23 protein-coding genes are annotated in these 26,285 nt (G+C 31.5%); 6 read left to right on the forward strand and 17 right to left on the reverse strand.

The genetic code is table 11. The features are described from left to right. Positions 1-75: 75 nt before the first annotated feature. The 4 genes from G4L40_RS00915 to G4L40_RS00930 all read right to left on the reverse strand — a co-directional run bounded on the left by G4L40_RS00915 (position 76) and on the right by G4L40_RS00930 (position 4,854). On the reverse strand, positions 76-2,559 hold the full coding sequence (locus tag G4L40_RS00915; RefSeq protein ID WP_166235109.1) for a DUF5686 family protein: 2,484 nt from the start codon (positions 2,557-2,559) through the stop codon (positions 76-78). A gap of 70 nt (positions 2,560-2,629) precedes the next feature. Beyond that, complete coding sequence (gene frr / locus G4L40_RS00920) at positions 2,630-3,193, reverse strand: ribosome recycling factor (protein WP_166235112.1); 564 nt, start codon at positions 3,191-3,193, stop codon at positions 2,630-2,632. A 107-nt stretch (positions 3,194-3,300) separates the two neighbouring features. Then, positions 3,301-4,008 (reverse strand): UMP kinase, encoded by a 708-nt coding sequence (gene pyrH / locus G4L40_RS00925; RefSeq protein ID WP_166235114.1) that lies wholly within the window; start codon positions 4,006-4,008, stop codon positions 3,301-3,303. 66 nt (positions 4,009-4,074) lie between these two features. After that, the gene (locus G4L40_RS00930) at positions 4,075-4,854 is read right to left on the reverse strand and encodes a patatin-like phospholipase family protein (protein WP_166235607.1); all 780 of its coding nucleotides are present in this window, start codon (positions 4,852-4,854) and stop codon (positions 4,075-4,077) included. A 64-nt stretch (positions 4,855-4,918) separates the two neighbouring features. Here G4L40_RS00930 and G4L40_RS00935 point away from each other — a divergent pair, with 64 nt between their 5' ends. Beyond that, a complete protein-coding gene (locus G4L40_RS00935; RefSeq protein ID WP_166235116.1) occupies positions 4,919-5,524 on the forward strand; it encodes a thioredoxin family protein in 606 nt (201 codons plus the stop codon). On the opposite strand, the gene G4L40_RS00940 is transcribed toward G4L40_RS00935, so the two are convergent. From G4L40_RS00940 to G4L40_RS00960, 5 genes are all read right to left on the reverse strand, one after another. Further along, positions 5,516-6,139 carry a YiiX/YebB-like N1pC/P60 family cysteine hydrolase gene (locus G4L40_RS00940; protein ID WP_235922554.1) on the reverse strand — a complete coding sequence of 208 codons (624 nt, stop codon included), beginning with the start codon at positions 6,137-6,139 and terminating at the stop codon, positions 5,516-5,518. The two genes, G4L40_RS00935 and G4L40_RS00940, sit on opposite strands and share 9 nt — an antisense overlap. After that, entirely contained in the window at positions 6,126-6,827 is a 702-nt protein-coding gene (truB, locus tag G4L40_RS00945) for a tRNA pseudouridine(55) synthase TruB (protein ID WP_166235118.1), read from the reverse strand. Before truB ends, G4L40_RS00940 begins: the two co-directional genes overlap by 14 nt. A gap of 4 nt (positions 6,828-6,831) precedes the next feature. After that, complete coding sequence (locus G4L40_RS00950) at positions 6,832-7,641, reverse strand: undecaprenyl-diphosphate phosphatase (RefSeq protein WP_166235120.1); 810 nt, start codon at positions 7,639-7,641, stop codon at positions 6,832-6,834. 66 nt (positions 7,642-7,707) lie between these two features. Next, positions 7,708-7,941, reverse strand: coding sequence for a DUF3098 domain-containing protein (locus G4L40_RS00955; RefSeq protein WP_166235122.1), 234 nt, complete (start codon positions 7,939-7,941; stop codon positions 7,708-7,710). Positions 7,942-7,966: 25 nt separating this feature from the next. Beyond that, the gene (locus G4L40_RS00960) at positions 7,967-8,842 is read right to left on the reverse strand and encodes a cell division protein FtsX (protein ID WP_166235124.1); all 876 of its coding nucleotides are present in this window, start codon (positions 8,840-8,842) and stop codon (positions 7,967-7,969) included. 115 nt (positions 8,843-8,957) lie between these two features. Between G4L40_RS00960 and G4L40_RS00965 the strand changes: the two genes are divergently transcribed. The 5 genes from G4L40_RS00965 to G4L40_RS00985 all read left to right on the forward strand — a co-directional run bounded on the left by G4L40_RS00965 (position 8,958) and on the right by G4L40_RS00985 (position 16,989). Continuing rightward, positions 8,958-10,634 (forward strand): WG repeat-containing protein, encoded by a 1,677-nt coding sequence (locus G4L40_RS00965; protein ID WP_166235126.1) that lies wholly within the window; start codon positions 8,958-8,960, stop codon positions 10,632-10,634. A 3-nt stretch (positions 10,635-10,637) separates the two neighbouring features. Next, positions 10,638-12,167 carry a toxin-antitoxin system YwqK family antitoxin gene (locus G4L40_RS00970; protein ID WP_166235128.1) on the forward strand — a complete coding sequence of 510 codons (1,530 nt, stop codon included), beginning with the start codon at positions 10,638-10,640 and terminating at the stop codon, positions 12,165-12,167. Positions 12,168-12,319: 152 nt separating this feature from the next. Beyond that, complete coding sequence (locus G4L40_RS00975) at positions 12,320-15,349, forward strand: leucine--tRNA ligase (protein WP_166235130.1); 3,030 nt, start codon at positions 12,320-12,322, stop codon at positions 15,347-15,349. Positions 15,350-15,352: 3 nt separating this feature from the next. Further along, a complete protein-coding gene (locus tag G4L40_RS12955; protein WP_207785300.1) occupies positions 15,353-16,147 on the forward strand; it encodes a hypothetical protein in 795 nt (264 codons plus the stop codon). Between the two features lie 146 nt (positions 16,148-16,293). Beyond that, positions 16,294-16,989 (forward strand): zinc metallopeptidase, encoded by a 696-nt coding sequence (locus G4L40_RS00985; protein ID WP_166235132.1) that lies wholly within the window; start codon positions 16,294-16,296, stop codon positions 16,987-16,989. Positions 16,990-17,041: 52 nt separating this feature from the next. On the opposite strand, the gene bioA is transcribed toward G4L40_RS00985, so the two are convergent. The 8 genes from bioA to G4L40_RS01025 all read right to left on the reverse strand — a co-directional run bounded on the left by bioA (position 17,042) and on the right by G4L40_RS01025 (position 26,284). Then, positions 17,042-18,316: an adenosylmethionine--8-amino-7-oxononanoate transaminase gene (gene bioA, locus G4L40_RS00990; protein WP_166235134.1), complete on the reverse strand. Its 1,275-nt coding sequence runs from the start codon at positions 18,314-18,316 to the stop codon at positions 17,042-17,044. A 101-nt stretch (positions 18,317-18,417) separates the two neighbouring features. Further along, on the reverse strand, positions 18,418-19,035 hold the full coding sequence (gene bioD, locus G4L40_RS00995; RefSeq protein ID WP_166235136.1) for a dethiobiotin synthase: 618 nt from the start codon (positions 19,033-19,035) through the stop codon (positions 18,418-18,420). Beyond that, on the reverse strand, positions 19,032-19,463 hold the full coding sequence (locus G4L40_RS01000) for a putative signal transducing protein (RefSeq protein WP_166235138.1): 432 nt from the start codon (positions 19,461-19,463) through the stop codon (positions 19,032-19,034). Before G4L40_RS01000 ends, bioD begins: the two co-directional genes overlap by 4 nt. Beyond that, complete coding sequence (locus tag G4L40_RS01005; RefSeq protein ID WP_166235140.1) at positions 19,463-20,608, reverse strand: aminotransferase class I/II-fold pyridoxal phosphate-dependent enzyme; 1,146 nt, start codon at positions 20,606-20,608, stop codon at positions 19,463-19,465. The genes G4L40_RS01000 and G4L40_RS01005 overlap by 1 nt, the downstream gene beginning before the upstream one ends. A 61-nt stretch (positions 20,609-20,669) precedes the next feature. After that, entirely contained in the window at positions 20,670-20,951 is a 282-nt protein-coding gene (locus G4L40_RS01010; protein ID WP_166235142.1) for a F0F1 ATP synthase subunit epsilon, read from the reverse strand. Between the two features lie 84 nt (positions 20,952-21,035). Continuing rightward, complete coding sequence (gene atpD / locus G4L40_RS01015) at positions 21,036-22,547, reverse strand: F0F1 ATP synthase subunit beta (RefSeq protein WP_166235144.1); 1,512 nt, start codon at positions 22,545-22,547, stop codon at positions 21,036-21,038. Positions 22,548-22,699: 152 nt separating this feature from the next. Further along, positions 22,700-24,547, reverse strand: coding sequence for a glutamine--fructose-6-phosphate transaminase (isomerizing) (glmS, locus tag G4L40_RS01020; RefSeq protein ID WP_166235146.1), 1,848 nt, complete (start codon positions 24,545-24,547; stop codon positions 22,700-22,702). Positions 24,548-24,553: 6 nt separating this feature from the next. Then, positions 24,554-26,284: a DUF4270 domain-containing protein gene (locus G4L40_RS01025; protein WP_166235148.1), complete on the reverse strand. Its 1,731-nt coding sequence runs from the start codon at positions 26,282-26,284 to the stop codon at positions 24,554-24,556. Position 26,285 lies beyond the last annotated feature (1 nt).

A 26,285-nucleotide genomic window follows, 5' to 3' on the forward strand; every position in this document is an offset into this window, starting at 1 on the left:
CTCTCAAAAATTAGGGTGCAAAGGTATGTATTTTTGCTTAATTTATTGGTTTAGAGTGCAAGAATTAAGTTAATTTTAAAAGCCTAAATCCAAATAATAAGAAACTTTTATTGCGATGTTATCTTCAAAGTTTGCCAATTGGTTAGGACCATATCTATAAAATGCAACTAAACCAAAACCTTTGAACAGTTTATTACACTCAACTCCACTTTCAAAAAACCCATCTTGCATCGTTTTATAGGCAATTCCAAGGTGCTGGTTGTTTTTATTATTTGAGCCAATAGCCATTCTTGTTACAACAGTAAATTCTGGATTAATTTTGTAGCCTAATCTAATTTTATTAAACGTATGTTTTAATTGTAATGATGCGTATTTATTAGAGAAAAACTCGTTAAAATACATGGTTTCAAAACTATTTTTTCCAGCAAATGTAATTCGTTGTAAAATTGCATCTCGATTTAAATTATTTGGCACAATGCTGTATAAATGTGTAATGGGTACATCGCCAAAAGCAATTCCTGTTTGTAATAAAATAGTGCTTTTTTGTCCAGATAAATAAGGCAATTCATAATAGGTTTTGAAGTCTATTTTGGAAAACTCAAAATCATTATCTAAAACATCGGGAATAGTTTGCGTGTATTGAATTGAAAATTTTGGATGGCGTTTTTCCATTTCAATTTTTCCCATAGGCGTTTGCATGTAATTGCTAAACGGATTCCATTGAAAACCTAATTGAACCATTGTAATATTATAATCTGTATAAGAAACACCATTGTTTACAAATGTATAATCAAATAAAGGCTTTACTTGGCTCTGAGAAATAGCAAAATAACTTGTTGTTTTTGGCAAAACTTTACTTTCTACAAAAACAGAACTCATTTTGTTGTTGTAAAAAGTAGAAATATTAATTGGTCGAGGGTCATAAATTTTAAATCTTCTAGAATCTGTAGCAAAGTTTGTTTGTGCAATTTCGCTAATATCATCTGAATAAGAAGCACTTAACCAGGTTTCAGAATTTTTATGAACCAAATAAGAAGGTGTGATTCCAAATTTAATTTCTTCATCCTTTAAGCCATAAGCACCATAAAACGCTACTTTATATTTTTGAGATAATTTATCGTTTGTAACACCTCCAAGACCAAGTCTAAAACCTTCAAAATTATTGTACTTGACAATACTTCTCAAATCAACATCAATAATTGAAACTGGAAAATAACCGTTAATAATTTTTTTTCCTAAAAAAACTTTGTGCTCAATCTTTTCGGATAAAGATAAACTATCAATAGAAGTATATGTTCTTAGTTTTCTTTTGTCAAGAGTGTCTTTTGCAAATGCATTCCAATATTCAGCTGGTTTTTTTAAACTACTTTGAGGAACTTCAATTTTTACATTCGGTTTTGTTATGGTAACGGGTTGATTGATTTCAATATCGTAAGGCGTAGATTCTATATGCAAATAAGCTTGATCGGTTGCATTTTTACTTTCAATATCTTCTAGCGAAGATGTAAACTTAATGGTTCCTCCCAAAATATTCAAATCTTCATAGTTGTTTCCTTTCAACACTTTAAAAGAGCGCTTTTCTGGAAACCAAATATTATGTTCTTTTAAATAGTTAAATGTGTATGTTGCATTGATGTTTACTACTCCATAAATTCGATAATATGCCTTTGAAATAGCGTATGTTTCGGTATCAATGTATAACAAACCTCTAAGTCTATTTGCATTCAGTTTTTTAGGTTGAAAATAAATACGAAAAGCTTTTCTTCCTTGAATAGAAACGGTATCAATAAGCTTATAAGAATACAATCTTCTTCCATAATTAGAAATTGGATTTTGAACTGGAATTTCTAATATTTCAAACGGATTTTCATATACCGAATAGGAAACCAATTTTAACCCTAAATATTCATACAAAGGCTGTTCAAAACCAGCCATTCTGGTAGCTAAAATAGTTTCCTTACTTTTTTTATTTGAATATTGAATTAGGTTTACTTTTTCAGTTTGATACAAATGATGTTTTTCTACAACCTTTTTAAATTTATAATTAGTAGAATCTAATTTCATAAGTGGTTTTCTAAGAAACCTTTTTTTATAAATAGTATCTATTTTACTTGAAATACTGTCTGGATTGGCTGTTACTTGTAAATACTCATAATTTTTATATTGAAAGCTAGACAATACCTTTACTGGGTCGTTATTCTTTCTGTTTTCAATTACCTTTTTTACAATATTGTTTACTTCTATTTCAGAAAACACTTCTGCTTTTTTATCGTTTAAATCTGTAATTAATTTAATAGTAAGTAGCGAAGTTGTACTTGAAGCGTAAACAATTTTTTCATAATATCCTTTATAGTTTACTTTTATAGGAAGCTTACTATCTTTTATTTCTAATGAAAATTTACCTTCCCAGTCGGCCGTTATTGTAGTTTTGTTATAAGTTACCGAAGCAAATGCAATAGGTACTGCGTTGTCAAAATCGATGATTTGTCCTTTGATTTTGGTTTGTGCTACCAAGCTATTGGTTAAGATAAAACACAAAAAAAGCCAAAAATATTTCATGTAAGTTTTTTCAAGTATTTCACAAAGATATTTAAAATAAAAAATCCCGAGTGTTAATCGGGACTTAAATTTATACTTTCATGATTTCAGCTTCTTTCACTGCTAAAAGTTCATCTATTTTCTTGATGAAAGAATCGGTTAATTTTTGCACATCTTCTTCAGCTTTTTTACAAATATCTTCAGCCGTTCCGTCTTTCTCTTCTTTTTTGATATCTGAATTAGCATCTTTTCGGTGGTTTCTAATTCCAATTTTTGCATCTTCCGCTTCCGCTTTTGCTTGTTTTACTAAGTCGCGTCTTCTTTCTTCAGTTAATGCTGGAATATTGATAATGATGTTATCTCCGTTGTTCATTGGGTTTAATCCAAGATTAGCAATCATAATTGCTTTTTCAATAGGATGCAACATGTTTTTTTCCCAAGGAGTTACAGTCAATGTTCTTGCATCTGGCGCATTAATATTTGCTACTTGAGATAATGGTGTTTGTGAACCATAATAATCTACAAAAACACCACCCAACATTTGAGGTGAGGCTTTTCCAGCTCTAATATTTAAAAATTCTTTCTCTAAATGAGCAACCGAGCCTATCATAGCTTCTTTTGCACTGTCTAAAATAAAGTTAATTTCTTCTGTCATCTCTCTTTGGATTTTTAGATTGTTGGATTTTTAGATTTTCAGAATGTATAAATAACCAGATTTTAAAAGTCTAATTATCTAATATTCTATAAAGTCTAATTATCTAATTATATTGTTACAGTTGTTCCGATAGTTTCTCCCTCACATACTTTTAATAAATTACCATCTTTATTCATGTCAAACACAATAATTGGTAACTTATTTTCTTGACTTAATGTAAATGCAGTAGTATCCATTACATTTAATCCTTTTGCTAACACATCTTCAAATGAGATATAATCAAATTTAACTGCGTCAGCATTTTTTTCTGGATCAGATGTATACACACCATCTACTCGAGTTCCTTTTAAAATTACATCAGCACCTACTTCAATTCCTCTTAAAACGGCTGCAGTATCTGTTGTAAAATAAGGATTTCCAGTTCCAGCACCAAAAATTACGATTCTTCCTTTTTCTAAATGACGAGTGGCTCTTCTTTTGATATAAGGTTCAGCAATTGCTTCAATTTTTAAAGCTGTTTGTAAGCGTGTTTGCATTCCAGCTTCTTCCAACGCGCCTTGTAATGCCATTCCATTGATAACTGTTGCTAGCATTCCCATATAATCACCTTGCACTCTGTCCATTCCGTTGCTTGCGCCAGCGACACCTCTAAAAATGTTTCCACCACCAATAACGATAGCAATTTCAACGCCTTTATCATGAATTTGTTTTATCTCTGCAGCATATTCAGCCAAACGTTGTGGGTCGATACCATATTGTCTTTCACCCATTAAAGCTTCACCACTTAATTTTAGAAGAATTCTTTTGTACTTCATTTGTTGTATTGATTTGTTGTGCAAATATAGTTAAATAGCTTTTTTCTAAAAAAAATGTTTTAACAATTATAAAGACAAATTTTCAAAAGCTTTTTTTGCTTCATTATATCCAATTTCAAATATCAAATCCATTTTATTCTTATTGGTTTCAAAAGTGCTAAAATTAGTCAATTCTTTTGGCTCAATAATTAAATCACAATGATTGAATTTTTGAAGATTAGAATTAGCAGTTAATAATTCCAAAGCTCTATAAGTTACAGATTTTATTGACCGTAATTGTGTTGCTTCCAAATTTTGAATTGGACTCACATAAACTCCAATAATAGAATCACACTTTCCTTGTAATAAGTCCGCTGGAAAATGATTCAAAATACCACCATCGCTATATAATTTTTCCTTAATAATATAGGGTGAAATCATTCCCGGTACTGCCGTAGAAGCAAGTACTGCATCAACAACTTTAGTGTCGGGATTAAAAATCTTGAGTTTTCCTTTTACCATATCGGTAGCGGTAACATACATTGGAATATTCAATTCACCTAAAGTAGTAGCCCCAAATACTTCATCAAAATATTTTTTAAATGATTCCGAGTCAACTATACCCGCTTTTTTAAATGTAAAATGTTTCCAATGAAAAAAGTAGATTGACTTAAAAAAATCTAAAATTTCTTCTGGTTTTTTACCATAAGCATACATAGTCCCTACAATAGCACCAGCGCTTGAACCTGCAATGCATGAAGGTGTTATTTCTTGTTCTGATAAAAACTTTAAAACACCTGCATGAGCAATTCCTTTTGAACCACCACCAGAAAGTGCTAATCCGATTGATTTTGAAGCTAAATCCATGTGTAACATTTCTTACATTTAATTTCCAAAATTAGACTTAAATTTGCCAAATAAAGTTAATAAGATGATAAATACAATTCAACAAACGTTACAAAATAGTTTTTCTTATACCGAATATAGAAATTTAGCTTCTGAATTGATTGCTCAAGGAAAATCAACAGGTCATGAACAATCTGAAGATTTATTACACTATTCTGAATTGAATGAAGCAAGAATGAATCGTTTAGAAAAAACTATTACTATTGCTGATGAAGTAAAAACCAAGTTAGAAAATTTAGACAAAAACTATATTTGGCTAGTATTAGCAGAAAGTTGGTGTGGAGATGCTGCTCAAATTTTACCTGTCATCTATAAAATGAGTGAAGCATCAGAAAAAATTGATTTAAAAATTGCTTTGCGAGATGATAATGATATCTTAATGCAACAATTTTTAACAAATGGCGGCAGAGCAATTCCTAAATTAATAGTTTTAGACGCAACTACTTTAGAAGTTATTGCAGATTGGGGACCAAGACCACACGGTGCTAAACAATTAATCCTTGACTATAAAGCAACTCATGGAATAGTTGACGAAAACGCAAAAATAGCGTTGCAAAAATGGTATTTACTTGATAAAGGAACAGAAATACAAAACGAAATTATTGCTTTATTTGAAAGTGTTTTAGCGTAAAGTTCCGATTATTTTTAGTTTGTTTGAAGTGGAAATTCCACCAGGATTACAACCAAGTTGTCCTTCTGGGATTTCCATTTTTAGTTTTTCATAATAGTCGACCCAAACTTCAAAATACTCATTTGATTTTGGCGATTTGAACGTCATCGGAAATAAATCAAACAAAGGTTTTTGGTATGAATGAAGAAATGCATCATAAATTAATTCCGAACAATAATATTTTCCATTGTTATACAAATATTCATCATCATAAGGCACACCAACTTGTTGCAATGAAAATGAAACTGCCTCTGGAATATATTTTCTGTATTTTCGTTTTAATCTTCCCACAAACATTTCATCTGTCGTATAGGTTTTAAAAGTATCGTAAGGTGTAATTTTCACTTCTTTACCTGAAGCTTCAATTACGAAAACAGAATCGTTTTTAATATAAACCATTCCTAAATGGCTAAAATCTTTTCCTTGATAACCTGCTGTAACTTCATTAATCGCTTCACAAAGTGGGCCGCAATTCATAGATTGAAATAATATATCACCCGTTTTGAGTTTCACATTTTGAGCAAAACCAAATTGAATAAAAGAAAGAATTAATATTAAAACTTTATTTTTCATCATTTATCTTTTTTTCAAAATCTGCTGGAGAAACTGCATTTTCTACATTATAGCCTCCAATTTTGGTACGACGAAGCTTCGATAAATGCCCGCCAGATTGCAATGCTAAGCCAAAATCATATGCTAATGAGCGAATATAAGTTCCTTTACTACATTTTACTCTAAAATCTACTTCAGGAAGTTGTACTCGTGTGATTTCAAATTCGTAAATAGTAGTTTTTCTCGATTGAATTTCTACCTCCTCACCTGCTCTTGCGTGTTCATACAAACGTTTTCCATCTTTTTTAATAGCGGAAAAAACTGGTGGCTTTTGGTCTATTTCACCAAGAAATTGATTTGTAGTTTCTAAAATTATAGCTTCTGTGATGTGATTTGTTGGAAAAGTTGCATCAACTTCGGTTTCTAAATCATAGGATGGCGTTGTAGCACCTAAAACAATAGTCCCGGTATATTCTTTAACCTGTGCCTGAATTTCAGTAATTTTTTTAGTGAATTTACCCGTACAAATAATCAATAAACCTGTAGCTAATGGATCTAAAGTTCCTGCATGACCTATTTTAAATTTCTTTGGTAAATCGTATTTGCGTTTTAAAATGTATTTTAATTTATTTACCGCTTGAAAAGATGACCAAGTCAAGGGTTTGTCTATTAAAATAACTTCTCCTTCTAAAAAATCTGTTGCTGTTTTCAAAGTCTTATTTGTTTAATGAAAAATAAGCTAACAATATCATTCCAGCTATAATTCTATAATAACCCCAAGGCTTAAAACCATACTTTTTAATAATTCCTATGAAGAATTTTATGGCAATAATAGCAACAATAAAAGCGACAATATTACCAATAAAAAAAAGTTTTAAATTATCATTTGATTGTGTCAACAATTCGTATCCTTTTAATTGAGAAACTTCATATGTTTTTAAAAATAAAGAATATGTAGTAACTGCTAACATCGTTGGCACTGCTAGAAAAAATGAAAACTCAGCAGCTGTTTCACGAGTCAATCCTTGTTGCATTCCACCAATTATGGAAGCTGCAGAACGACTTGTTCCAGGCATCATGGCTAAACATTGCCATATACCAATATTTATAGCTTTTTTTACAGTAATTCCTTCTTCATTTACAATTGTAGGATTGTTAAATCTTCCATCGATAAATAATAATACAATTCCACCTATAATTAACATTATCGCAATTGGAATTGGATTTCCTAGAATCGCATCTATTTTATCATCAAATATTTTTCCTAAAACTAAAGCTGGAAGTACAGCACAAGCCAATTTGATATAAAAGTTAATTTTTGAAAAATCGAAAAACTTTTTCCAGTATAAAACAACCACAGCTAAAATGGCACCAAACTGAATTGAGACTTGAAATAATTTCACAAAATCATCTTCTTGAATCCCAAAAAAAGAACTAGTGAAAATCATATGAGCTGTTGAAGAAACGGGTAAATATTCTGTCAACCCTTCAACTATTGCAATAAGTATTGCTTGTAAATAATCCATGCTTGATAGTGATTAGTGAAATGTAAAAAAGTGAAGCGTAAAAAGCTAATTACTATTCTGTTTTCACTATTTACTTTTTTTAAGAATAGAATAAATCGTAATTCCGAATCCAAGTAAGACTACAGTTGGAGCCAAACGGATTCTTCTGAAATTAAACATCTCCTTATTATAAACATTTGGATCATCGCTTCCACCACCACTCATTAAAATAAATCCAAGTGCGATTACAGCCAATCCAACCAAAAGAATTTTGTAGTTTACTTTATCAAAAAGAAATTCGGGTTTGTTATTATTTTCCATTTTTATATTTTTAATTCACTGAAACCTAATAAAGGTCATCTGTTTTTAAGTTTAAGAAACGTTGTGTTGCAAAATAAGTACTAATTGAAGTAATAATAATTCCTACTACTAATACTCCAAAAATTACAATTCCAATAGAAGCATAATCTTTAGCAATTCCTAAACTTGGAAATAAACCATCTACATAAATTACAACACCAATTAGTCCAATAATTGCTAAAGCCGAACCAATTAATCCTAATTTAATACTAGTCCAAATGAAAGGTTTTCTGATGAATGATTTAGTTGCACCAACCATCTGCATTGTTTTAATAGAAAATCGGTGCGAATATACAGAAAGACGTAATGAACTATTAATCAATAACATTGCAACAACCGTTAAAACGCCGCTGATGATTAAAATCCAAAAACTGATTTCTTTTACATTATTGTTTACTAAATCTACTAATTGTTTGTCGTAAATAATTTCGGTAACCATTTCATTTTTACGAATTGTACGCTCAATTTTTTTGATACTATCGGCATTTACATAATCCCCTTTTAAGTGAATATCAAATGAATTTTGTAGCGGATTAAATCCTAAAAACTCCATAAAATCTTTACCTACAATATCAACGTTATTTTTAGCAGCGCTGTCTTTATGGACAAATGCATAATCTTTGATGAATTTGGCGTTTTTCATTTCTACATCAAAAGCACTTAACAGACTATCATTGGCTTCATTATTAAAGAAAACCGTCATGGGTATATTTTCTTTAAAATCATCCGATATTTTTTTAGAATTAATTACAAACAAACCTAATGTTCCCAAAAGGAATAAAACTAAAAAGATACTTAAAACTACCGAAAAGTAAGACGAAATTAAACGTCGCTTGTTGTAATTTTCAAATGATGATGCCATAAAAATATATTTAAGCTGTAAAAATAGTAAAGAATTTTTGTTTACACAGAATATAACAACAAAGTTTTAACTTTAGTATTTATTATCTGTAAATTTGTTTCCAAATATTTATACTATGTCAATCAAAATTAATTTATTTTTTATTGTCTTTCTTCTCAACTATTTTTCGCTATCAGCACAAGATATTGCAATCCCATATCGCGACGGAAACTTATGGGGAATGTGCAATCCAGAAGGAAAAATAATTATTGAACCTAAATTTGATAAATTAGAATTTCAACAAGATTATTCGGCAAATCATGAAATCCTAATTCCAAAAATAAAAGATAAAAGAGGATTGATAAGCAACGGAAAAGTACTTTTTGATGCCATTTATGAAAATGTATATGAAAAAAATGGAAATTATGTTTTAATTTCTGAAGACAATAATACTAAGCGAACAGATATTGTAACGCCTGAAGGAAAATCAATTCTTAAAAAACCTATTATTCAAATTATTAGTTCTGACAATATAAATGGTTCAATAACCGCTTTTCACATTTTGAATACCGATTATACAGAAAGTATTTTTATCTATGATAATATAAATAAATCTATTGCACAATGGCTGTATGAAGATTACCATTCCATCACCATTTTAGACAAACAAAGCAATATGACAAGCGTTGTTTTTGCTGTAAAAAAATCTGAAAATGATGCTTTAATCACAGAAGCTTGGGATTTTTCAAAATTACCAAAAGAAAAAGTAAAATGTAAAATATTATACAAATCTGAAAACGCTTATTTGGAACGTTTCATGGAAAAATCATATAAATATAATGATGAATACGGAAGTGGTTCTGGAAGTTATGGTGGCGATGAAGTTGTAGTAATGGAAGACATCAAAGGCGATTATAGTTATGATGTTGTGGCTGAAGCTCCAAGAGAAGAAGATACTTCGCGCAATTACAAACCTTTGACATATTATTCCAACTCTTTTAAAATTGTAAATAATCAATTAGTATTTGAAACATCCAATCAATATAACCCAAAAGAGAAAAAAACAACCACAACAGTTGATCTTAAAATTCCTGTCACATCTCTTGAGATTAAAAGCTACTATAACAACGTAAAGAAAAACGATACCATACAATATTTTCAAAATTTTGTAGCCTATAAAAAGAAAGGAAAACAAGGTATACTATTTACTTCCGATGTTAAAAAAGCAATTGAATTCGACACCATTTGCAAAACATTTGTAACAATAAATAATTATAGTGATACTGCAGAAATTGTTTTTATTGTGGGTAAAAAAGAAAACAAAACCAATCGTTATAAATATAGTTTTTACTCCAATAATAAAGGATTACTTTTTCCTTTTCTATATGATGATTTAACTGCTTTAAAATTATATTCTAATCAAGGAAATATTACTTATCAATCTCGAATTGATAAAAAATACGGCATCGTTCAAATGAATGGACAAGAATTATTAAAACCCGAATATGAAGCATTCAAACAACCAAAATATTCATCAACAAGCGCAGTTACTAAATTATACCACTTAAAAAAAGACAATAAATATGGTATGATTTTCCAAAATACAAATACCTATAAAATCGAAATAATTGATGCTGTTTTTGACTATGAAATTGACGATATTTATTTAAATTATCCAAAACTGGAATACAGAAAAACAACTGAATCTAACCCGAAAGCATTGCCTAAAATCACATTGATTTCATTAAAAGATAAAAATGGAAATTTAAAAGGGTATGCAAATGCAAACGGCACATTATATTATAAAAATTAAGCCATGAAAAAAGTATTCATCCTATATATATTCTTTGTTACATTCACGTCAGTTGCTCAAGATTGGTATCCAAATGATGGTTATGAATTTCAAATCAGAATGCCAGAAATTAGAAATCTTGAGAGTTTCTTTTATAACGAATGGGAATTAAATCCAGCGGAAATATCGTTTAAACTATCGGATATTGAGATGTTAAAAAAAACAAACTCACATGAAAATATTCGATACGAAATCACCAAAAACAAGCTTGGAATCACTACTGTTAGTATTTATGTAAACACGAGAATTTACTCCGAAGCAACGTATAAAAACGGCGTTTTAGAAGGTAAAAAAACAATCTATCATATAAATGGATCTACTTTTCAAGAAATTAATTTTAAAAACGGAAAAGCAAATGGTGCATACAATATTTATGACGATGAATATCATTTAGTAATTGAAACACACTACAAAGACAATCTAAAAAACGGAATTCGTCGATATACATATCCAAATAGAGATAAAAAAATATTAGAAGGAAATTATGTAAATGGAAATCTAGTAGGAAACCTAAAATATTATGAAGATAATGATGTTTTTATTTTGCCAAATGACATGAAAAAAGGCAAAGTACAACGCTTCATAAATAATAAATTAATATCTAAATACAACATCGTGAACAGCAGAGATATTCATGGTGAAGCAAAAATTTATAATTATGAAACAGGAAATCTGAGTGTAAAAATTCCTTATTATTTAGGTGAAAAACATGGGGTGGTAACGTTTTATAATACCAAAGGAGAAATCACTTCAAATTACGAATACAGCTTTGGCAAAAAAATTGGCGAACACAAAACCTATTCTAAAGACAAAAAATTAATCAAAGAAGAATATTATGATGCTCAAGGGTTAAAAATTGGAACTTGGAAAAATTATAATGCTGGTGGAGAACTTGAACGTGAACAGAACTACAAAAACGATAGTTTAAATGGCGCATCAATCACTTATAGAAATGGAAAAATAACAAGTTCGACGGAATATAAAAATAACAAAAAAAACGGCTTAACTATATACAATAAAGACAACCAACAAAAATCATCTGAAGTGATATACGAAAATGATGAATTGGTAAAAGAAACCGCATATTATGCCAATCAAGCCGTCTTTTATATCCAAGAAAGAGATAAAACTACTGGTGCCTACAACATAAAATATTATGATAAAACGGGTAAATTGTTACACGAAAACAAGTATAACGATAAAAACCTTCCCATTGGAATCAATAAGTTCTACACCTTGAAAGATGACGAAGCAAATTCAAACAGTGAGACACATTATGATGTAAACGGTAAAAAAATCAAATACATCTATAAAATGTATGGAGGTGGCACTGTTGAAACCAACTATAGAAACGAATTAATGCACGGAGTAAAAATTATTTTTGACGAAAAAACCAATACTGAAACCAGAGAATACTATTACGAATCAAAAGGCAACTCAAAAAAAGTAACTCAAGAAGAGTTTGAAAATCTCGTAAAAGCAGAAAAAAAATAGCTTTTTGCTCACTTTCAACTTTGATATATAAAACGTATTTTTGCACCGAAAAAAATAGTGTTCAGTCGCGGTCGCAGTCATCAGTTATTCAAACTGAGACTGAAAACTGAGACTGAAAACTGAGACTGAAAACTGAGACTGAAAACTAGAACATGAAATACCACCACGAAAAAATCGAAGCCAAATGGCAACAATATTGGGCAGAAAATCAAACTTTTGCTGCATCAAATAATTCAGACAAACCAAAATACTATGTATTAGACATGTTTCCTTATCCTTCGGGAGCGGGTTTACACGTTGGGCATCCGCTGGGTTACATTGCTTCTGATATTGTCGCAAGATATAAAAGACATCAAGGTTTTAATGTATTGCATCCGCAAGGGTACGATTCATTCGGTTTGCCAGCCGAACAATATGCGATTCAGACTGGACAACATCCAGCCGATACAACTCGTATGAATATCGAAGGTGGTGTGGATAAATCAGGAAATACGATTCAAGGTTACAGAAATCAGTTAGATAGAATTGGATTTTCTTTCGATTGGAGTAGAGAAGTGCGTACTTCAAATCCAGATTATTACAAACACACACAGTGGATTTTCATTCAATTATTCGAGTCTTGGTACAATAAAACTACTGATAAAGCAGAAAGCATTTGCACCTTAATTCAAGAATTCGAGAAAAACGGAAATACGAATGTAAATGCGGTTTGTGATGATAATATTGCACCATTTTCAGCTGAAGATTGGAAATCGTTTTCATCAGAACAACAACAAAAAGTATTATTACAATATAGATTAACCTATTTAGCCGAAACCGAAGTAAACTGGTGTGCAGCTTTAGGAACTGTTTTAGCGAATGACGAAATTGTAAACGGCGTTTCAGAACGTGGTGGACATCCAGTTGTTCGTAAGAAAATGACACAATGGTCAATGCGAATTTCTGCTTACGCAGAACGTTTGTTACAAGGTTTAAACGAAATCGATTGGAGTGAATCCATCAAAGAATCACAAAGAAACTGGATTGGAAAATCGGTTGGAGCAATGGTTTCGTTTAATGTAAACAATCACGATGCTAAAATCGATGTTTTCACAACTCGTCCTGATACGATTTTCGGAGTAACGTTTATGACATTAGCGCCAGAGCACGAATTGGTTGCTCAAATCACAACTCCAGAACAAAAAGCAGCGGTTGAGGCGTATGTTGAAGCTACAGCAAAACGTTCGGAAAGAGAAAGAATGGCAGATGTAAAAACCATTTCAGGTGTTTTCACTGGCGCGTATGCGGAACATCCTTTCACAAAAGAACCAATTCCAGTTTGGATTGGCGATTACGTATTAGCCGGATACGGAACTGGTGCGGTTATGGCGGTTCCATGTGGCGATGAGCGTGATTATGCTTTCGCGAATTTCTTCAAAGGAACACACGGAATGCCCGAAATTAAAAATATTTTCAACCAAGATATTTCAGAAGCCGCTTACGGAGAAAAAGGTGGTTTCGAATTAGTAAATTCTGATTTCTTAAACGGATTAGATTACAAATTAGGAACTAAAAAAATCATCGAAGAGCTTGAAAAAATAGGCGCAGGAAATGCTAAAGTAAATTACCGTTTACGTGATGCGGTTTTCTCTCGCCAAAGATATTGGGGCGAACCATTTCCAGTATATTATGTTAATGGTTTACCACAAATGATTGACAAAAAACACTTGCCAATCGTTTTACCAGAAGTAGAAAAATACTTACCAACAGAAGACGGGCAGCCACCATTAGGAAACGCAACCGTTTGGGCTTGGGATAGTGAAAACAATGCAGTGGTTAGCAATGATTTAATTGACAACACAAAAGTATTCCCATTAGAATTGAACACGATGCCAGGTTGGGCTGGTTCTTCATGGTATTGGATGCGTTATATGGATGCACACAACACCGAAGAGTTTGCAAATGAAGAAGCTTTAAAATACTGGGAAAACGTAGATTTATACATCGGTGGAAGCGAACACGCAACCGGACATTTATTGTACTCTCGTTTTTGGAATAAATTCTTAAAAGATAGAGGTTACGCACCAACCGAAGAACCATTCAAGAAACTGATTAACCAAGGGATGATTTTGGGAATGAGTGCTTTTGTTTATAGACTAAAACTTGAATTTAGACCAAACTCTAAGACGGGCTGGTCATCAATTGTTTATAATTGTTTCATTTCTAATGAATTTCGAAAAAAAATAGAGAATAATTATCTTGTGTTGAAAGAAATTAATGAAGATTTATTTAATGAAATTGAAATGAAGTTTAACCAAGAATTTGAGAAAGATGAATATTCTTCAAGTTCTGAAAGAAGAGTTTCTTTTGACCCAATCCACGTTGATTTATCATGTATCAATGACATTACTAATGAATTAGATATCGAAAAATTTAAAGCGAATTCATTGTATTCAGATTATAAAGATGCTGTTTTCATAAAAGAAGAAGATGGAAAATACATCGTAGGTCGCGAAGTAGAGAAAATGTCGAAATCAAAATACAACGTAGTCAATCCGGATGATATTTGTAATGAATACGGAGCCGATACGTTGCGTTTGTACGAAATGTTCTTAGGACCATTAGAGCAAGCAAAACCATGGAATACAGCGGGAATTACTGGAGTTTCTGGTTTCTTGAAAAAGTTATGGCGTTTATATTTTGATGACAATGGTTCGGTAATCGTAAACGATGAACCAACCGCAGAAATGTACAAATCGTTACACAAAACTATTAAGAAAGTCACAGAAGATATTGAGAATTTCTCTTTCAATACATCGGTTTCTCAATTCATGATTTGTGTGAACGAATTGCAACAATTAAAATGCAATCACCGTGCAATTTTAGAACCATTAGCACTTTTAGTTTCTCCTTATGCACCGCATATTGCTGAGGAATTATGGTTTGCTTTAGGTCACGAAGGTTCAATTGCAACCGTTGCTTTTCCAAAATTTGAAGAAAAATATTTAGTCGAATCTGAAAAAGAATATCCAGTTTCTTTCAATGGAAAAATGCGTTTCACAATTAAATTACCATTGGATTTAACCAAAGAGCAAATTCAAGAAATTGTTTTAGCAGACGATAGAACCATTGCACAATTAGCAGGAAATACACCAAAGAATATCATTATCGTTCCGGGTAAGATTATTAATTTAGTGGGATAATTCATGGAAACTGCTCAAGAACAAAATAAAACAAAAGGTTTAAAATTTTATTCTCAAAGAGCAATTGGTATTGCTACTTTTTTTGGCGGACCATTAGCGGCGGGGTATTTAGTTAGAGAAAACTTTTTGGTTTTAAATAAACCAGATGAAGCAAAAAAAGCAATCTTATATGGTTTATTAGCAACTGTCTTTGTTTTTGGTTTAATTTTTTTAACCCCTGATGAAATAATTGAAAAATTTCCTAATCAATTAATTCCACTTATTTATACTGCAATCATATATCTTGTTGTTGAATATACTCAAGGTGAAATATTAAAATTGCACAAAGAGTTTGGAAATGAATTTATTTCAGGATGGAAAGCTGCTTTAGTTGGATTTATTGCAATGCTACTTTTTTTATCTGTTATTCTGGGTTACATTTTTATTTTTGAAAATGACAAAAACTTAGAAAAATATGATGCTAAAATGGAAACTTTTTTTAAAAACGAAAGAGAATCATTGGAGTTTTATAAATTTCTTCCTCTTGAGGATAAAAATAAATTAGTTTATAGATTAGATAAAGAAATAATTCCAAAATGGAATGAAAATGTAAACATTATAAAACAAGCAACAAAAATTAAAGAATTACCAAATGAAATTATCGAACAAAATATAGTACTATTAAGGTATTCAAAATTGCGACTTGAATCTTTTAAATTATTTAAAAAAGCAATTTTAGAAGAAACTAATATTTATGATAAAGAATTAGATGAAATTCATTCTCAAATAGAACATGAATTAAAATTAATTCAAAACTAATTCTCAAATCCCAGAATTAAAAATTTGGGATTTTTTTGTAACTTTTTTCATTTTCTACGTATAATAAAATGTCAAGTTGTCATTTGCTAAAATTGGCGCACAATTTGATATTTAATTTGTAACTTTAAATTTTAAATCCATAAACTATGTTAGGATATTATATAATGATTGGAGCTATTGCTCTGGTGAGTTGGTTAGTAAGTAATCGTTTAAAAAGTAAATTTGCGCACTATTCAAAAGTAACCTTACGCAACGGAATGAGTGGAGCCGAAATTGCAGAAAAAATGCTTGCCGATCACGGAATTAGAGGTGTTCAAGTTATTTCTACACCTGGCCAATTAACTGACCATTACAATCCAGTAAATAAAACAGTTAACTTATCAGAAGCTGTCTATAATCAAAGAAATGCGGCTGCGGCTGCGGTTGCTGCTCACGAATGTGGTCACGCGGTGCAACATGCACAAGCCTATCAGTGGCTAACCATGCGTTCTAAAATGGTGCCAATGGTTAACGTTTCATCAAGCATGTCGCAATGGTTAATTATGGGAGGTTTAATTTTAGGTTTTGCCTCTAAATCAGGAATTGGTTTTTATGTTGCCTTTGCGGGATTAGTTTTAATGGCAATTGCAACTGCTTTTAGTTTTATCACTCTACCTGTAGAATATGACGCCAGTAACAGAGCTTTAGCTTGGTTAAAAAACAAAAATATGCTGAGCCAAGAAGAATATGCAGGCGCTGAAGATTCTTTAAAATGGGCTGCTAGAACTTATGTTGTTGCTGCATTAGGAGCATTAGCCTCTTTATTATATTGGGCTGTTAGAATTTTAGGCTCAAGAGATTAAAAATAAAATCTATCCAAATAAAAAAAATCCGCACTACAGCGGATTTTTTGTTTTAGTAAACCTCTTCAAGTGCTTTTTCAATTACACTGTATATTTTTTCAAGATGAACATGTTCAATAATATAAGGCGGTAAAATATAAATGATGTTGCCTACTGGGCGTAAAATAATGCCATTTTCTATAAAAAAAGCATATAATTTATTTCGTAAATCGCCATAATAAGCTTGTTCATTTTCTACCTTAATTTCCAATGCAAAAATAACCCCTAATACTCTAGTCGTTTTTACTCTCGGATGGGTTTTGATACGTTGTTCAAATGCTTTATGTTGCACATTTACTTGCTGAATATTGTCTTGCATCTCTTGTGTTAACAACAAAGAAATACTTGCCAAAGCTGCAGCACAACCTGTTGGATTTGCCGTAAAAGTATGACCATGAAACAATGCTTTGTTTGTATCATCGGCATAAAAGCCATCAAAAACTTCTTGCGAAAAACTTGTGACCGCCATTGGAATTGTTCCGCCTGTTAATGCTTTTGACAAACACATCATATCTGGTTTTTCGATAAGATAATCGCAAGCAAAATTTTTACCAGTTTTACCAAAACCTGTCATTACTTCATCCGCAATTGTGAAAACATTATTTGCTTTTGAAATACGAATTAATTCGTCTAAAGTTTCTGGCGCATACATAACCATTCCTGCAGCACCTTGTACTAAAGGTTCAAAAATAAATGCAGCATAATCTTTTGTTTCGACTAATTTTCGGAATGTTTCAAAAACCTCTTTTTCGTTTTCAGGCGTTGGAACCGGAATACGAATTACTTCTAACAAAGAACCTTTGAAAGCCTCTGTAAAAAAAGAAATTCCACTTGCTGCCATCGCTCCAAAAGTATCCCCATGAAAAGCATTTTCAAAAGCAATAATTTTGGTTCGTTTTTGCCCTTTATTATAAAAGTATTGCATTGCCACTTTGAGCGCAACTTCTACAGCCGTTGAACCATTATCGGAATAGAAAAACTTTTTTTGATTTTGTGGCAAAATTTGGGCTAACTTTTCAGAAAGCAAAATAGCAGGTTCATGAGTAAATCCGCCAAAAAGGACATGCTCTAATGTAGTTAACTGTTTATAAATTGCATTTGCAATAAACGCATTACTATGTCCAAAAGGATTTACCCACCAACTGGATATAGCATCAATATATTCTTTTCCTGTTTGGTCCCAAAGTAATACGCCTTCCCCTTTCACTATTACAGGATGAGGAAATGCTGTTTTGTGCTGTGTATAAGGATGCCAATTATATAAAATATCTTTTTCGGAAAGGTTCATTTTTTAGAAAAATAGAGAAAATAGCAAAGAGAAAAGACTCAAGCTATTTCAGAATTAGACACAAAGATAATCTATGATTTTTTATTTTTTTGTGTGACTGCTTATAAGTTTAAAAGATTATCACGAAACTTATCCGCGTAATATCGAATTACATTTTGATCAAAATATGGTTCGTTGTCAATTCGGCCGATGCAAGCAACACCTGTTTTGGAAAGAATAATTTCCTCCGTTGCCTGATTTTCATCTCCAGAAAAAATAATTCCAGCGATTTTAATTTTTTTGTTTTTTAATGCTTCAATTGTTAATAATGTGTGGTTAATACTTCCTAAATAATGCCTTGAAACCACAATTACTTTATAATCTTTTTGAATTAAATCAATGATACAATCGCTACTATTTAAAGGGACAAAAACACCACCAGCACCTTCTATTACTAGGTTATTTTTTGTTTTTGGTTCTTTTATTATTTTTAAATCAATTGTGACTTCATCTAATTTTGCTGCCAAATGAGGGCTTGCAGGCGTATTTAATTTATAACTACTCTCATGAATCACTGTTTTATGATTTGAGATAAATTTTTGAATTTTATGACTATCCGAATGCTCTAAATCCCCAGCTTGAATTGGCTTCCAATAATCTGCTTCTAATGCTTCTACAATAATGGAAGAAGTTATTGTTTTACCTACATCGGTGCCAATTCCTGTGATAAATAATTTCATTTGTTTTCTGTTTTTTTTATTTCAAATTGATAACCGCATGAGTTACATTGGTATAAATAATTTACGAATAATGGCAATCCTCCAAATAGAAATACCGAAATAAAACCTAAAAAAGTTTTTTTATCTTTTATTGTTGTAATCAAATTTACATCCGCAGTATCACAATTAGGGCAATGAATTAGTTTGTTATCATCATCTAGAGAAGACTTACTAATTTGCTCTAAAATTGATTTTGCTTTGTAAAAATCATCCTGCTTTACAAATAATTTTACCCCACCAACAGCGTTACTATACATTGGATTGGTATCAACAGTATTATTGTCCCTGATATAAACTTCTATGTCTTCAGCTTCTAACCTACCTTTATAAATCAGTGCTTCTGATGAATATTGATATGTTCCTATTAGTGTAAAAGTCTCTTTTTCCATTATTTTAAAAAAGCTTGATTTAATTGAGTTAAAATAGCTAAAATTTCTTCTTTTGTATTATAAGAATGTAAGCAAAAACGCAACCTTTCTTGTCCTTCAGGAACAGTTGGCGAAAGAATTGCTTTTACATCAAACCCGTTTTCTTGCAATTGTGAAGCGATATTTTTTACTTTTTCATTCCCAGGAATAACCGCACATTGAATCGCAGATTTACTATACACAAACAAAGGTTTTAAACCAAGTTGCATTTTTTGTTGGTTAAAGTATTGAATGTTTTCTTTTAACGTATTAATTGCTTCTTTTTCTGTAGTAAGATACTGATAAGCCGTTAAAATAGTAGCTACAGAATGTGGAGAAAGTCCTGTAGTATAAATAAAACTTCGTGCAAAATTGAGTAAATAATCTTTTAATTGTTGACTTCCTAAAATAGCTGCGCCATGACAGCCCAGTCCTTTTCCAAAGGTCATAATTCTAGCAAAAATAGCATTATGAAAATTTAAAGATTGACAAACTCCTTCTCCTGAATCACCAAAAACACCTAACGCATGTGCTTCATCAACTACTAAATAAGCTTTATATTTTTCACAAAGTATAACAAGTTGCTCTATATTTGGCGCATCACCATCCATTGAAAAAACTGTTTCTGTAACTACATAAATTACACTTTCTTCAGTTTGAAATTTTGAAAGTAGTCCTTCCAAATTTTCTGTATCATTGTGGTGAAACTTATACGCTTTTGCATGACTCATTTGAATGCCATCACGAATTGACGCATGACACAATTCATCATAAAGAATTATATCATTTCGTTGTGGAATAGCGCTAAAAAAACCAACATTGGCATCATAACCAGAGTTAAAAATTAAAGCCGATTCAGATTGATGGAATTTTGAAATAAAATCTTCAGCTTCCATATATAAGTTATGGTTTCCTGAAATTAACCTTGAACCTGTTGCGCCATTAATTTTTATTTTCTTTTCTAAAAGTAATTGATGCGCTTGATTGAAAATAGATTCATTTCTAGCAAATCCAAGATAATCATTTGATGAAAAATCAATCAAATGCGTTTGTGTTGGCAAAACTCGCAAAGCATTATTTGACAAGCGGTCATTTAGTTTTTCTTGTAATGATTTTGGAAGTTTCATAGCATCAAAAATAAAAAAAGTCCTGCAAATTGCAGGACTTTTTAGTATAAATCTTATTGTCTTAGTCGGCTAAAACAATAATCTTGTTTTCATTCATTTCAATGGTACCAGAATTTATTGGTAACCAAAATGTTTGCTCATTTACTTTATTGAATTTAGAAACAAATTCTTTTTCAATTTTAATGTTTTGAGCATTAATTTTCACATTCCCTTTTCCTAATAAAGAAACGATAGGCGCGTGATTATTTAGCATTTGAAACTCACCGTTAATTCCAGGAACTGATACCGAAGTAACTTCTCCTTTAAATAATGTAGCTTCTGGCGATACTATTTCTAAAATCATAACTTTAAGTGATTAGTGATTAGTGATTAGTAATTAGTGAATAGTGAGTAACTGAATACTGTGACTGAACACTGAATACTAAAATTATGCTTCTGCTAACATTTTTTGTCCAGCCTCAATAGCTTCTTCGATAGTACCTTTAAGGTTGAACGCCGCTTCTGGTAAATGATCTAACTCTCCATCAATAATCATGTTAAATCCTTTGATAGTATCTTTGATATCAACTAATACTCCAGGAATACCTGTAAATTGCTCCGCTACGTGGAATGGTTGAGATAAGAAACGTTGTACACGACGTGCTCTTGATACTGCTAATTTATCATCTTCAGATAACTCTTCCATACCTAAGATGGCGATAATATCTTGTAATTGTTTGTATTTTTGAAGTATCTCTTTTACTCTTTGAGCACATGCATAATGTTCATTTCCTAAGATTTCTGGAGTTAAGATACGAGAAGTAGAATCTAATGGATCTACTGCTGGATAAATACCTAACTCAGCAATTTTACGAGACAATACTGTTGTAGCATCTAAGTGAGCAAACGTTGTTGCTGGTGCCGGGTCAGTTAAGTCATCCGCAGGTACATAAACTGCTTGTACAGATGTAATAGATCCTTTTTTCGTTGAAGTAATACGTTCCTGCATCGCACCCATTTCAGTTGCTAATGTAGGTTGGTAACCTACCGCAGATGGCATACGACCTAATAAAGCCGATACTTCAGAACCTGCTTGTGTAAAACGGAAAATGTTATCTACGAAGAAAAGTACATCTTTTCCTTGTCCGTCTCCAGCTCCATCACGGAAATATTCTGCAATTGTTAATCCAGAAAGTGCTACACGAGCACGAGCTCCTGGTGGCTCATTCATTTGTCCGAATACGAAAGTTGCTTTCGAATCTTTCATTAATTCTTTATCAACTTTAGCTAAATCCCATCCACCATTTTCCATAGAGTGCATGAAATCATCACCGTATTTAATAATTCCAGATTCTAACATCTCTCTTAAAAGGTCATTTCCTTCACGAGTTCTTTCACCTACTCCTGCGAATACTGATAAACCCCCGTGACCTTTTGCAATATTGTTAATCAACTCCTGAATTAATACTGTTTTACCTACTCCAGCACCACCAAATAATCCAATTTTTCCTCCTTTTGCATAAGGCTCAATAAGGTCGATTACTTTAATACCTGTAAATAAAACTTCAGTAGAAGTTGATAAGTCTTCAAATTTTGGAGCTTGTCTGTGGATTGGTAAACCACTTGCACCTGCTTTAGGTAAATCTCCTAAACCATCAATTGCATCACCAATTACATTAAATAAACGACCAAAAACTTCTCCTCCGATTGGCATTTGAATTGGCGCTCCAGTAGCAACTACTTCAACACCTCTAGCTAAACCATCTGTAGAGTCCATAGAAATGGTACGTACAGTGTTTTCACCAATGTGAGATTGAACTTCAAGTACTAACAAAGTACCATCCTTTTTAGTGATTTCTAATGAATCGTAAATTTTAGGTAATTCAGCATTTGCATCGTTAAACACGACATCAACAACTGGCCCGATAATTTGTGCAACTTTTCCTGTGATTCTAGACATTGCTTATGTATTTATTTAATAGCTAATTAATGTTGAAAAAAAGATATATTTTTTCGTGTGCAAAGATAGTTTTTTCTAAAACAATTTTGCAATATATTTTTTGAATTTTTTACAATAAAAAAGCGAAATTGTGAGATTTCGCTTTTAAAATATTATTCTACCGTTACTGATTTCGCTAAATTTCTAGGTTGATCCACATTACAACCTCTTAAAACCGCAATATGATATGACAATAATTGCAATGGAATTGTGGTCAATAACGGCGTAAATGGCTCGTTTGTTTCAGGAATTTCGATTACGTGGTCAGCTAAAGCTCTTACTTGTGTGTCTCCTTTTGTGACTACGGCAATAATTTTTCCACTTCTTGATTTTATTTCTTGAATATTACTTACCACTTTATCATAATGTCCTTTATTAGGTGCAATTACAATTACTGGCATATGCTCATCAATCAAAGCTATTGGACCGTGCTTCATTTCTGCTGCCGGATAACCTTCTGCGTGGATATATGAAATTTCTTTTAATTTTAATGCTCCTTCTAAAGCTACTGGAAAGTTATAACCTCTTCCTAAGTACAAACAATTGGTTGCGTCTTTGTAAATTTCGGCAATTTGTTTAGCAACATCATTTGTTGATAAGGCTTCTTGCACTTTTTCAGGCATTAATTCTAATTCCAATAAATAACGTTGGTAATCTGAATTACTCATTGTTCCTTTTGCTTTTGCTAAACGTAACGCTAACAAAGTAAGAATGGTAATTTGCGTAGTAAAGGCTTTTGTTGAAGCTACTCCAATTTCTGGACCTGCGTGTGTGTAAGCACCTGCGTGTGTTTCGCGAGAAATTGACGAACCTACAACATTACAAACTCCAAACACAAAAGCTCCGCTTTCTTTAGCTAATTTGATCGCTGCCAAAGTATCTGCCGTTTCACCTGATTGTGAAATTGCGATAACTACATCATCTTTATTAATGATTGGATTTCTATATCGGAATTCTGAGGCATATTCTACTTCTACTGGAATTCTTGAAAATTCTTCGATAATATATTCTGCTACTAATCCTGCATGCCATGAAGTTCCACAAGCAACTATTAGGATTCGTTTTGCATTTAAAAATTTTTCTAAATTATCTTCAACCCCTGACATTTGGATAATTCCTTTGTTTGCCAAAAGCCTTCCTCTGTAAGTATCTTTGATTACGCTTGGTTGTTCATAGATTTCTTTCATCATGAAATGATCATAACCACCTTTTTCAATTTGCTCCAAGTTTAATTGAAGTTCCTGAATATAAGGATCAACCAATGAATCGTCTTTGATTTTTCTAACTTTTAACGGTTTGTGTAAGCGTACAATTGCCATTTCTTCATCTTCTAAATAAATAGCATTAGACGTATATTCAATAAATGGAGTTGCATCTGACGCGATAAAAAACTCGTCTTCACCAATTCCAATTGCTAATGGGCTTCCTAAACGCGCTACAATAATTTCATCTGGTTTTTCAACATCGATTACTGCTATCGCATAAGCTCCAATAACTTGATTTAATGCAATTTGCACTGCTTTTCCAAGTTTACAATTTTCTTTTTTCTTAACTTCTTCAATCAGATTTACCAATACTTCTGTATCAGTATCAGATTTGAAAGTATAACCTCTTTTGATTAATTCTTGTTTTAATGGCTCATAATTTTCGATGATTCCATTATGAATAATCACTAATTTACCTGAATTTGAGAAGTGTGGGTGTGAGTTTACATCATTAGGAACCCCGTGAGTTGCCCAACGTGTATGACCCATTCCAATTTTACCAATCGTTGTTTTCTCGCTTTCAGCTTTAGCTTCAAGGTCTGAAACTTTTCCTTTGGTTTTTGATAATTTCAAATCTTTTCCGTCATATAGCACAATACCAGCACTATCATAACCTCTATATTCTAATCTGTGTAACCCTTTTATGATTACAGGATATGCATCTCTATGACCTATATAACCTACAATTCCACACATATAATATTAGTTAGGTTTGGTGTAAAATATTTGTAATTTTAATTTTTTTGCTTCATCCGCTGGAGCAACATTATTACCATATAAAATAGTCCCTAATGGGTTTATGACGTTACCAATAGGTGTAAACTCTACCTCATCTCCATTAATAGATATTGGAGTTTTTAAATATGCATTACTAGACAAATTAATGTTTTCCGTTACACATAATCCAAGTCTAATATTTTTATTTAAATCCTCATCTTCACTATTAATTATGTTTCTAATTTGGTTGGTTATTCTAACTTTATATTTAACTGCCCTTCCATTTTCAACATCTTCCAATTCAACTATTCCTCCATAATTATACTTATTCTTTTTTGAGTTTGAACTCACAGATGTATCAATTGAATAATCTAACAATGGCTTATTATTTGTGGCGTCAAAAAGTAAAATCCTATTTGGTTCAGAAATTGATGAATTACTCATTGCCGTTTTATCAACATAAAAAATTAAAAAGGCATCGTTTATCAACCAATTATTAGCTCTTAAGTTTTCTAATTCTTCGGGAATGTCATCTGGATCACTATCATCTGCTCCAAACAAATCTATAAAAGCCATAGAGCCATTATTCCCTTTAATATACAATCTATCATTCCCAACAACATCATTAGAATTATTTAATGAATTTTGATAATTTGCAGCATTTGAATGATTTAATAAATTAACTGTATTTCCTCCAAATGTTAATTTCAACTTTCTTTTAGCATTAGTTGTTGTTACATTTCCATCACTATCCGTAGTCGTTATATCAGAATGATATTGTATGACAACATATCCTTTTGAAAAATCCAACATTGCCATAGCTCCAGCTCCAGCAGAGGTTTGTTGAGTTTTAAAATAAAGACCTTTAAAATATTCTTTAAAAACATTATTGTTATATAATTTCCCGTCTAACGATGCTTCTAAAATTCTGTTTTTTAAAATATTTTTATCTAAATTTATCCACATTCCTGGATTCATCCTTTCTTTTATTATCCTTACAGTAATATCACTTTGACTACTTAGCGTTTCTCCGTCTTCATCAACGTAAACATATGTTCCATTGTCTAATAATTTAGATTTATATAAAACTATTTCATTACTATTAAACTTAAAACTCGTATTTTGATAAATATCAGAACTTGTATTTAATTGAGCTCCTACATTTGAATCAAACTTATTTGTTTCATCTGTATAATGCTTTTGACTGTTTTGAAAGTCTTCAGCCGCACTAAAATCATTTAGATAATACCCGTTTTCATAAATCTTTAAATCAAATGTTGTATTTAAATCTCCATAAATTGAATCAAGTTCATAAATTTTTAACTTAGTGTTTTCATCAACAACTTCAGTATCTGTAGCGAAATAAGGAACATACAAATACACTGAATCCGTTGAATTAAATGTAAAATTTTCACCTATAATCTTTTCTGGTTCATTATATGTTCTTGTTAATTCTAATTGAGTTACAAAATGTGCAGTTGTAGTTCCAAAAGCAGGGTTTTCATATATCCCTAATGCGTTTACAGGCAAATTATTTGATTGAACCGCACCTGTTGGTTTTGTGTATGCAACAAGATTTTGTACTTCATACTTCTCTAAATCAAAGTGATCGTCACCTAAAACATCAGAGCCTATTGAATTAAAATCTTTATCACAAGATACTAAACCAAATAAACCTAAAACAATTGCAGTTATTCTTATCAAACTATTCTTCATA

It is taken from the genome of Flavobacterium celericrescens, assembly GCF_011392075.1.
Taxonomy (GTDB): domain Bacteria; phylum Bacteroidota; class Bacteroidia; order Flavobacteriales; family Flavobacteriaceae; genus Flavobacterium; species Flavobacterium celericrescens.

Coding starts and splice junctions, on each gene's coding strand:
- G4L40_RS00985 (WP_166235132.1), top strand. CDS start 16,294: ATGTTAGGATATTATATAATGATTGGAGCTATTGCTCTGGTGAGTTGG.
- G4L40_RS01000 (WP_166235138.1), bottom strand. CDS start 19,463: ATGGAAAAAGAGACTTTTACACTAATAGGAACATATCAATATTCATCA.
- G4L40_RS00970 (WP_166235128.1), top strand. CDS start 10,638: ATGAAAAAAGTATTCATCCTATATATATTCTTTGTTACATTCACGTCA.
- glmS (WP_166235146.1), bottom strand. CDS start 24,547: ATGTGTGGAATTGTAGGTTATATAGGTCATAGAGATGCATATCCTGTA.
- G4L40_RS00965 (WP_166235126.1), top strand. CDS start 8,958: ATGTCAATCAAAATTAATTTATTTTTTATTGTCTTTCTTCTCAACTAT.
- G4L40_RS00955 (WP_166235122.1), bottom strand. CDS start 7,941: ATGGAAAATAATAACAAACCCGAATTTCTTTTTGATAAAGTAAACTAC.
- G4L40_RS01025 (WP_166235148.1), bottom strand. CDS start 26,284: ATGAAGAATAGTTTGATAAGAATAACTGCAATTGTTTTAGGTTTATTT.
- G4L40_RS00950 (WP_166235120.1), bottom strand. CDS start 7,641: ATGGATTATTTACAAGCAATACTTATTGCAATAGTTGAAGGGTTGACA.
- G4L40_RS00960 (WP_166235124.1), bottom strand. CDS start 8,842: ATGGCATCATCATTTGAAAATTACAACAAGCGACGTTTAATTTCGTCT.
- pyrH (WP_166235114.1), bottom strand. CDS start 4,008: ATGAAGTACAAAAGAATTCTTCTAAAATTAAGTGGTGAAGCTTTAATG.
- G4L40_RS00935 (WP_166235116.1), top strand. CDS start 4,919: ATGATAAATACAATTCAACAAACGTTACAAAATAGTTTTTCTTATACC.
- G4L40_RS00930 (WP_166235607.1), bottom strand. CDS start 4,854: ATGGATTTAGCTTCAAAATCAATCGGATTAGCACTTTCTGGTGGTGGT.
- G4L40_RS00940 (WP_235922554.1), bottom strand. CDS start 6,139: ATGATGAAAAATAAAGTTTTAATATTAATTCTTTCTTTTATTCAATTT.
- bioA (WP_166235134.1), bottom strand. CDS start 18,316: ATGAACCTTTCCGAAAAAGATATTTTATATAATTGGCATCCTTATACA.
- G4L40_RS00975 (WP_166235130.1), top strand. CDS start 12,320: ATGAAATACCACCACGAAAAAATCGAAGCCAAATGGCAACAATATTGG.
- bioD (WP_166235136.1), bottom strand. CDS start 19,035: ATGAAATTATTTATCACAGGAATTGGCACCGATGTAGGTAAAACAATA.
- G4L40_RS00915 (WP_166235109.1), bottom strand. CDS start 2,559: ATGAAATATTTTTGGCTTTTTTTGTGTTTTATCTTAACCAATAGCTTG.
- G4L40_RS01010 (WP_166235142.1), bottom strand. CDS start 20,951: ATGATTTTAGAAATAGTATCGCCAGAAGCTACATTATTTAAAGGAGAA.
- G4L40_RS12955 (WP_207785300.1), top strand. CDS start 15,353: ATGGAAACTGCTCAAGAACAAAATAAAACAAAAGGTTTAAAATTTTAT.
- atpD (WP_166235144.1), bottom strand. CDS start 22,547: ATGTCTAGAATCACAGGAAAAGTTGCACAAATTATCGGGCCAGTTGTT.
- frr (WP_166235112.1), bottom strand. CDS start 3,193: ATGACAGAAGAAATTAACTTTATTTTAGACAGTGCAAAAGAAGCTATG.
- G4L40_RS01005 (WP_166235140.1), bottom strand. CDS start 20,608: ATGAAACTTCCAAAATCATTACAAGAAAAACTAAATGACCGCTTGTCA.